Below are 1,233 nucleotides of genomic sequence, written 5' to 3' on the forward strand. Positions count from 1 at the left end.
TGGACCTCCCCCAATTCTGTAGACGTTTTTCAACTTCCGCGATGTAACTTTTCGAAAGTCATAGGACTGACTTGACCTATATGGCTATGACGGCGTTTGCAATTGTAGAATGATTCGATGTAATCAAAAATATCTGATTTTGCTTCATCACGCGTCCGATAGATTTTTCGTTGGATACGCTCCTTCTTCAAGCTGCTAAAAAATGATTCTGCGACCGCATTGTCATAGCAATTGCCTCTGCGGCTCATGCTAGGAACAAGCTGATTGTCTTTGCACCAGCGTGCAAAGTCATCACTACCGAATTGACTACCTTGATCCGAATGAATAATGACAGGCTGCTTGGGTCTTCGACGCCACTTGGCCATCATTAAGGCATCCAATACGATGTCAGTCATCATATTCGGCTTCATCGACCAACCCACTACAGTCCGTGAGTAAAGGTCGATGACTACGGCAACATATAGCCATCCTTCATACGTTCTGACGTAGGTAATATCCGTGACCCAGGTTGTATCAGCTTGAGCGACGCTGAACTGTTGCTGCAAACGGTTCGGCGCCACTATCGCTGGCTTACCCGCTTTGAAGCGTGGCTTGCGATAACCTCGCACCGATTTCAACTGTGCGCAACGCATGATGCGTGCAACACGATTTAGGCCGCATACCACCCCAGCTTCACGTAAGTCGCAATGCACGCGAGGGCTACCATAAATACGATCACTGTCATCGAATGAACGTTTGATTTCGACTAGTAAATGCGCATCTTCCACGGCACGCCTAGATAAGGGATTTTGCTTCCAGGCGTAGTAGCCACTGCGATGCACCTTCAGTACACGGCACATGCTGATTAAACGAAATAGCTGACGATGCGCATCAATAAAAGCGTACTTCACTCTGACTGTCTGGCAAAGTACGCGGCGGCCTTTTTTAAAATATCGCGTTCTTCAGTAGCGCGTTTCAGTTCCGCCTTCAAGCGTGTTACTTCCAATTTAAGAGCAACAGCATCTTCTTGCACGGCTGGATTGCTCTTGCCGCGGCTTTGTTTGAGCCATAAATAAAGGCTTTTATCGGAGATCCCTAGCCGCTTGGATACCTCGACTACGCCATGACCACGTTCGGTGATCTGTTTGATTGCTTCAGCTTTAAATTCTGCTGTGTATCGGTTGTTTCCCATTGCTCGTTCCTCTTTTCAGTTTCGACATTATTAAATGTCTACTGAATTAGGGGAAGTCCAGA

1 protein-coding gene is annotated in these 1,233 nt (G+C 47.0%); it reads right to left on the reverse strand.

The features are described 5' to 3' along the window. Window positions 1-29: 29 nt before the first annotated feature. Window positions 30-1,171, reverse strand: a protein-coding gene (locus GEV47_RS19255; RefSeq protein ID WP_407646295.1) for an IS3 family transposase whose coding sequence is annotated in 2 segments (ribosomal slippage) — window positions 30-919 and window positions 919-1,171 — 1,143 coding nt in all. Because the reading frame shifts where the segments join, the coding sequence is not laid out codon by codon here. Between the last annotated feature and the right edge of the window lie 62 nt (window positions 1,172-1,233).

It is taken from the genome of Glaciimonas soli (assembly GCF_009497155.1).
Classification (GTDB): domain Bacteria; phylum Pseudomonadota; class Gammaproteobacteria; order Burkholderiales; family Burkholderiaceae_D; genus Glaciimonas; species Glaciimonas soli.